The sequence below is a fragment of the Rubellimicrobium rubrum genome, assembly GCF_006152115.1.
Taxonomy (GTDB): Bacteria; Pseudomonadota; Alphaproteobacteria; order Rhodobacterales; family Rhodobacteraceae; genus Rubellimicrobium; species Rubellimicrobium rubrum.
Map to the genome: position 1 here is coordinate 1 of NZ_VDFU01000062.1, position 7,356 is coordinate 7,356.

At 67.3% G+C, this 7,356-nt stretch carries 7 protein-coding genes; 1 reads left to right on the top strand and 6 read right to left on the bottom strand.

What is annotated here, in order from left to right:
- Positions 1-140: 140 nt before the first annotated feature.
- The 6 genes from iolE to iolG all read right to left on the bottom strand — a co-directional run bounded on the left by iolE (position 141) and on the right by iolG (position 5,945).
- Positions 141-1,058: a myo-inosose-2 dehydratase gene (gene iolE, locus FHG66_RS20845; protein ID WP_139079074.1), complete on the bottom strand. Its 918-nt coding sequence runs from the start codon at positions 1,056-1,058 to the stop codon at positions 141-143.
- A gap of 93 nt (positions 1,059-1,151) precedes the next feature.
- Positions 1,152-1,910 carry an ATP-binding cassette domain-containing protein gene (locus FHG66_RS20850; protein WP_139079080.1) on the bottom strand — a complete coding sequence of 253 codons (759 nt, stop codon included), beginning with the start codon at positions 1,908-1,910 and terminating at the stop codon, positions 1,152-1,154.
- A gap of 22 nt (positions 1,911-1,932) precedes the next feature.
- Complete coding sequence (locus FHG66_RS20855) at positions 1,933-3,036, bottom strand: ABC transporter permease (protein WP_139079075.1); 1,104 nt, start codon at positions 3,034-3,036, stop codon at positions 1,933-1,935.
- Between the two features lie 89 nt (positions 3,037-3,125).
- Entirely contained in the window at positions 3,126-4,040 is a 915-nt protein-coding gene (locus FHG66_RS20860; protein WP_139079076.1) for a sugar ABC transporter substrate-binding protein, read from the bottom strand.
- A gap of 82 nt (positions 4,041-4,122) precedes the next feature.
- A complete protein-coding gene (locus FHG66_RS20865) occupies positions 4,123-4,935 on the bottom strand; it encodes a sugar phosphate isomerase/epimerase family protein (RefSeq protein WP_139079077.1) in 813 nt (270 codons plus the stop codon).
- On the bottom strand, positions 4,932-5,945 hold the full coding sequence (gene iolG / locus FHG66_RS20870; RefSeq protein ID WP_139079078.1) for an inositol 2-dehydrogenase: 1,014 nt from the start codon (positions 5,943-5,945) through the stop codon (positions 4,932-4,934). Before iolG ends, FHG66_RS20865 begins: the two co-directional genes overlap by 4 nt.
- A gap of 149 nt (positions 5,946-6,094) precedes the next feature.
- Between iolG and FHG66_RS20875 the strand changes: the two genes are divergently transcribed.
- Positions 6,095-7,117, top strand: a complete 1,023-nt coding sequence (locus tag FHG66_RS20875) for a LacI family DNA-binding transcriptional regulator (RefSeq protein ID WP_139079079.1) — start codon at positions 6,095-6,097, stop codon at positions 7,115-7,117.
- Positions 7,118-7,356 lie beyond the last annotated feature (239 nt).

Consider the following 7,356-nt stretch of genomic DNA (forward strand, 5'->3'; position numbering starts at 1 on the left):
GCCCACCTGGGCGCCGTACAGGTCCACCGAAGACCGGCCAATGGTGATGACGTCAAGCGGCTTGGTCATGGAAAATTATCCTTCTAAGGATTTTGACCTGCTCCGGCCGGGGGAAAGGTTTCCCCGGCCGGAACGGACGGTCAGGCCGAAGTATCGACTTGCGCCCGGTCGAGACCCGCCTCGCGCGCGATCGCCTTCAGGGCCCTGAGGCCCATGGACTGATAATGAAACGGCTGGCGCTGCGCCGGGTCCTGCTCGGCCTCGATGACGAGCCAGCCCTGATAGCCATGCTCGGCCGCGATCCGCAGGACGGGGGCGAAGTTCACGCCGCCCTCGGCGTCGCCCGGCACGGTGAAGACGCCCGCGCGCACGCCCTGCAGGAACGACACCCGCTCGGAGCGCACCCGCGCCATGACGGCGGAGCGCACGTTCTTGCAGTGGATGTGGCCCACGCGGCCCATGTAGCGGCGCGCCAGCGCCTCGGGGTCGGAGCCGCCGAAGAAGGCGTGGCCCGCGTCGAGCAGGAGCTTGGTGGCCGGGCCGGTGGCGGCCATGAAGGCGTCGATCTCCGCCTCGGTCTCCACGATGGTGCCCATGTGGTGGTGGTAGACGAGCGGCAGGCCCTGGGACGCGGTGAACTCGGCCAGCGCCTCGATCTTGGCGCCGAACTGGGCCCAGCGCTCCGTAGGTAGCACGGGGCTTTCGTCAAGCGGCGTGCCGTCCTGGCCGTGGATGCAGTTGGAGGTCTCGCAGGCGATGAAGACGGTCGCGCCCGCGCCCTTGAGCATGTCGATATGCACCTGCGCCGCGCGCTTCTCCTCCTCGACCGACTGGACGAGCAGGTTCGTGGAATACCACCCGCCGACGAAGCGGAGCCCATGCGCGCCGAGCGTCTCCTTAAGGACGGCGCCCTCGTTCGGCATCTTGTGGCCCTTCTCGATGCCGTCAAAGCCGATCTGGCCGGCCTCGCTCAGGCATTGCTCGAGGGAGATGTCCGCTCCAAAGGTCTGGTCGTCGTCGTTCGACCAGGCAATGGGATTGGTGCCGTAAAGGATCATGGGAGGAGGTCCGGTCAGGAGGGTGGTGCGCGGCCAGGGGCTCGCCCCGGCCGTGCGGGAACTCGTCAGGACGCCGCGCGCGAAAGGACGCTCTCAGACCGTTCCGCCGAGGCTCGCCTCGAGCTGCGCCATCTCCTGTCCGCCCGCCATCAGATCCTGGAGCTGGTCGGGGGTGATCTCGCCCCGCTGCGAGGTTCCCAGCGTCTTGCCCCTGTTCAGGACGGTGAAGCGATCGCCTACGGCCATGGCGTGGCGGACGTTGTGCGTGATGAACACCACGCCCACGCCCTGCTTGCGCACCCGGTCGATCGTGGAGAGAACGTTGGCGGTCTGGCGCACGCCCAAGGCGGAGGTGGGCTCGTCGAGGATCAGCACCTTGGCCCCGAAGTGGACGGCGCGCGCGATGGCGACCGTCTGGCGCTCGCCGCCCGAAAGCGTGCCGACGGCCTGGTCGGCCTCGCGCAGGTTGATCCCCATCTTCTTCATCTCGGCCATGGTGACGCTGTTGGCCCGCTCGACGTCGAAGCGCTTGAACGGTCCCCAGCCCGTCGTGGGTTCGCGGCCCATGAAGAAGTTCCTCGCCACCGACATCAACGGGATCATCGCGAGGTCCTGGTAGACCGTCGCGATGCCGGCGTTCATGGCGTCGCGCGGGCTTTGGAACGACATGGGGCGTCCCTCGACCACGATCTGGCCACGGGTCGGCTGGACGACGCCGGACATCGTCTTGATGAACGTCGACTTGCCCGCGCCGTTGTCGCCCAGGAGGCAGTGGCACTCGCCGGGGCGGACGTCGAAGCTCACACCTGCCAGCGCGACGATGTTGCCGTAGTTCTTCTCGATGCTGCGCATCTCGATGATGGGCTGGGTCACGTCAGCGCTCCCCGGTCACGCGCTTGCGGATGGCGTTGTTGAAGATCACGGCCACGAGGAGCATCGAGCCCAGGAAGACCTGATACCAGTCCTGGTCGATGTTCGTGTAGCTGAGGCCGATCATCACCACGCCGAAGATGATGGAGCCGAAGAACGCGCCCACGGCAGAGCCATAGCCGCCTGTCAGGAGGGCACCGCCGATGACCGCCGCGATGATGGCCTCGAACTCCTTCTGGAAGCCCCGGCGCGCGTCGGTGCTGCCAGCGTCGAGCACCGTGATGATGGCCACGAGCGCGGCGCAGCAGGCGGTGAGCACGAAGAGCGCGACCTTGACCTTTCGCACGGGGACGCCGGAGTTGATGGCGGCGGTCTTGTCGCCCCCCGAGGCGAAGATCCAGTTGCCGGCCGGCGTCCGCAGGAGCACCCAGGTCGCGACGGCCGTCAGCAGCACGAACCAGACGATCTCCACGGGGACGCCCGGCACCTTGGCCGAGCCGTTCCCGAAGGTCTCGATCCAGCCCCGCGCGGCGAGCCAGGCGAAGAGGCCCTCGAAGGCGTCGCCCGAGAAGAACGGCAGGAGCCAGTCGCCCTCGACCACATCCGAGACGCCGCGAAGCTGTGTGGAGCCGCCCGTGGCCCATTTGAGGCCCACGAGACTCAGGCCTCGCAGGATGAACAGGCCCGCGAGGGTCACGATGAAGCTCGGCAGGGCGGTCCGCAGCACGATCTGCGCGTTCACGGCCCCAAGCAGCGCGGCTACGAGGAGCGTTGCGGGAATGGCAAGGATCAGCGGCCAGCCGGTCACCGTGACCGCGACACCGAAGATCAGGCCCGCGAAGGCCACCATGGAGCCCAGGGACAGATCGAACTCCCCCCCGATCATCAGGAGCGACGCCCCGAGCGCCAGGATGCCGAGCTGCGCGGCGGGCGTGAGGAAGTTGATGACGCCCGCGAGGCTGAACATCGCCGGGTCGGCGGTGACGGCAAAGAACGCGACCACGAGGATCAGTCCGGCGACGGCGCCGAGCTCGGGACGCTTCATGAGCCGCGAAAGGAACGAGACCTGGCGCAGGCGCTCGTCCGGAGTGGCAGGGACGGAGGACATTTGAGCTCTCTCCATGGTCATGGGCCAGATCTCCCACTGGAAGGAGCAGGGCGGCGACCTTGATGCGCCCCCGCCCTGCCCGGGTCAGGTCAGCGGATGCCCTGAGCGGAGAGCTCGACCACCTGGGCGGCCTTGTCCTGGGTGATCAGGTTCGGGCCCGAGGGGACGTTGCCGCCGGGGATCAGGCCGAACTTGGCGTTAAGCGCCAGGAAGGTGACCGGCAGATAGCCTTGCAGAAACTGCTGCTGGTCGATGGCGAAGTCCGCCTCGCCCGCCGCGACGGCTTCCAGGAAGCCGGCCGACAGGTCAAAGGTGGCCAAGTGCATCTCACGGCCCGAGGCCTTGACCGCCGCGAGAGACGGCTCGCCCGCCGTGCCGGCGCCCAGCGCGAGAACGGTGTCGATGCTCTCATCGGCGTCGATCGCCGCGCGGACGCGCGCTTCCACATCGGCGGGGTCGTTCGAAGTCGGCAGCACGGTCACGTCGCCGAAGCCTTCGGTGAAGCCGGCGCAACGCTGGTCCAGCGCGACGTTGCCCACTTCCTGGTTCACGCAGATTGCCTTGGTGCCGCCCAGCTCCTTGAGCTTCTCACCGGCGGCCCGGCCCGCGTCGAACTCCGACTGGCCCACGTGCAGGAACGCGCCGAGGTCCTTGGAGACGTCCGAGCCCGAGTTGATCGAGATCACGGGAATGCCGGCTTCGGTGGCGCGGCGGATCGAGTCACCCAGGGCGTCGGCATCCGGGATGGAGACGACGATCCCGTCGGGCTCCTGGTTCACGGCGGCGTCGATGAGCTGCGACATGGCGACCATGTCGAAGGTCTCGGGCGCGCGGTACTCGACGGTGGCGCCGCTGTCCTGGGCCGCCTGCTCGACGCCGTTCTTGACGACCGACCAGAACGGGTCGTTGGCCTGACCGTGGGTCACGACGATGATGTCCTGCGCCCAGGCGGCAGAGGCCGAGAGCGCGAAGGCCAGCGTCGCGGTCTTGAAGATCGTGGTCATGGGTGTCCTCCCCTTGAGGTTCGTTGGTGGAATGGCGGCGTCTTCCGCGCCACCATGGTCTTCGGCTGTGCCGCCGAATTCGTCAGGCGCCCATCTCCCTGAGCCGCTCGCGCGAGGTGACGAGATGGCCTTCGATGATGTCGCGGAACCCTTCACCCTTCACGGGCGTGAAGGGGTTCGGGCCGGGCGCGCTCGTTTCGATGATGATCGGGCCCTGGTAGCCGATCTCGTTGATCACCCGGATTTGGGACGCGAAGTCCGTGTGGCCCTCCCCTATGGCGCAGCGGTTGCTGTCCGCCACGTGGTAGAGGCCGATCGCCGATCCCCCCTGGCGCAGGGCGCCCGCCGGGTCGGCTTCCTCGATGTTCATGTGGTAGGCGTCGGGCAGCAGGCGCAGGTTGTCCGCGCCCACCTTGTCCAAGAAGGCGAGACCTTCGGCCACGGTCCGGACCTGATGGCTCTCATAGCGGTTCAGGATCTCGAACACGACCGAAAGGCCACGGGCCTTTGCCAGATAGCAGACCCGCCGGGTCGATTCGACGAGGAGGGCGTCCTCCTCCTCCTGCGTGCTCACCGGCTTGATGCGCGTGACCAGCCCGTGGCACGAGATTAGGGGCTGACCGATCGTCGCCGCCCAGTCCACCAGCCGCTCGTAGTAGGCGAGACCCTGGGCCCGCACGGCCCCGTCGGGATGGGAGATGTCCGCATCGCCCGGCGTGATAGAGAACACCTCGAGCCCCTCGTTGGCGAGGATATCCTTGGCCCTGACCGGGTCGAGGTTATCGGCATCGCCAAAGAGTTCCACCCCGTCGAGGCCGGCGCGGCGGATGCGCGCCGCCGTCTCCTCCAGCGAGGTGGCGAAGGTCCAGGTGCAGCAGCCGAGCTTGCGGGTCATGCCGCTACCTCGAGCGCCGCGCGGGAGACGGCCACCGCCTGCCCGGTGCGGGCGGCCTCGGTCGCGGCCTCGGCCAGCGCCAAGGCGTTGACGCCGTCCTGCAAGCTGACGGGGAGAGGCGCCCCGCGCAGGACAGCGTTGACGAAGGCCGACCACTCCGCCTCGTAGGCGCGCATGTAGCGTTCAAGGAAGAAGAACTCGGGCTTGGCCCCGGTCACGCCTGCGGCCGTCGCTTTGGAGACGGTGCTTTCGAGCACGTTGCCGGCCGAGAGCAGGCCGTCGGAGCCCAGAAGCTCGATGCGCTGGTCGTAGCCGTAGACGGCACGGCGGCTGTTCTTGATCACCGCGATCCGCCCGTCGGCGAAGTGGAGCGTCACCACGGCCGTATCAACGTCGCCCGCACGGCCAATCTCGGGATCGACGATGCAGCTGCCCACCGCCGTCACCTTCTCCGGGGCTCCGCCCATGATCCAGCAGGCCATATCGAAGTCGTGGATCATCATGTCGCGGAAGAGCCCGCCCGACACCTTGACGTAGGAAGCCGGGGGCGGCGCGGGGTCGAAGGAGGTGATCGACAGAAGCTCGCCCTTGCCGATCTCGCCCGCGTCGAACGCCGCCTTGAGGCTAGCAAAGTTGGGGTCGAAGCGGCGGTTGAAGCCGATCATGACCGGACGCCCGGTCCGGGCGGCGGCGGCCTGGCACCGCACGGCACGGGCGAGGTCGAGGTCCACGGGCTTTTCACAGAGCACGGCCTTGCCGGCCTGGGTCGCCGCCTCGATCAGGTCGGCGTGGGTGTCGGTCGATGTCGCGATCAGGACGGCATCGATGGACGGATCGGCCAGGATCGCCTCGGTCGTGCGCGCCTCGGCTCCATAGGCTGCGGCGAGCTTCTCGGCCGCTAGCATGACGACGTCGGACACTGCCGCTAGGCGGCTTTCAGGGTGCGCCGCGATGGACTTGGCATGCACCTGCCCAATCCGCCCGGCTCCGAGCAGACCAACCTTCAACATGAGACTATTCCTCCCGTTACCGCGTCTCCGCGGGATGACTGAGACGATTGCACAAGGCTGCACGCGCGTGCAAGATCAATTTGCACCCGCGTGCAATCTTGCGTTCCGCCCCTTATGCCGGTCGGATGACACCGCGGATGGAGAGCCCCATGGACGATCTTGACGGCGCGCCCGCCTTGCCGAATGTGACGGCCGACGATGTGGCGGCCCGCGCGGGCGTGTCGCGCTGGACTGTGGCCCGTGCGTTCAAGAAGGACGCCTCCATCTCCGAACGGAGCCGACGCAGCGTGCTCGCTGCTGCCGAGGAGTTGGGCTACGTCCCGGACCTTCTTGCCGCGAGTTTGGCCTCCGATCGCTCGGGCCTTGTTGCGCTGCTCGTGGACGACTTCGACAACCCGCACAAACTCGTCATGCTCGAAAGCCTCACGCGTGTCCTTCAGCGTGAGGGTTGGGGCACGCTCCTCATCAACATCGGCCACGAGTCGGAGATTCCCCAGGCGCTCCTCACGGCCAGCCAGCGCCGCGTGGACGCCGCCGTCCTCATCGGGACCGAGTTCGACGACGCCATCATCGGCACGGCCCTTGGCGCGCGGCGTGTGAAGAAGCTCATCGTCTTCGCCCGCGTGAGCCAGGACCCCCAGACGCTGTCGATTTGCTGCGACGACGCCGCGGCCATGCGCGAGATCGCCGATCACCTGCTTGCAAGGCCGTTCCGGCGCCCGCTCTTCGTCGGTGGCCCCGACGGATTCTCGGCCACGCTGATGCGGAAGGCGACCTTTCTGGAGGCCTGGCGCGAGCGTCGAGGCGTTACGCCAGAGGTCGTGCATGTTCCCCGCTACGACGCGCGCCGCGCCTTCGATCTGCTGATCGACCGACTACGCGACCAGCCGGAGGCCGAACATCCCGACCTCGTGGTCTGCGAGAACGACGTCCTAGCCATCGGGGTCATGGATGCCATCCGACACGGGCTTGGCCGATCCGTGCCGGACGACATCGCCGTCGTGGGCTTCGACGACATTCCGCTGGCCGCCTCACCGGCCTATGAACTCACCAGCTACCGCCAGCCCCTGGCGGCGATGGGGGACGCCCTGGTAGCCGTACTCAAGTCGAGTGCCGAATCGGCCGGGAGGCAGTTTGTCCGTGGCGAATTCGTGGTGCGCCGATCAGCCTGAACGTTGCACTCGGATCACGTCTGGCTTGTAGGGGTGCTGTCAGACAGATGCGAACCAGTGTCTGTTTAGGCAGATGCGCCTAATCTCAGTCGACGCAGATCTGCCGCTTGAGGCAGGAGATCGCGTGAAGGAACCATATGTTCGTCGGGAACCCATTAGACATGGCCTTCTGACGGCTGCCCCTGACCCTGAGTTTGGTCTGGGGTTTATGCCAGGTTTCGGGCAAGGTGAGCTTGGTC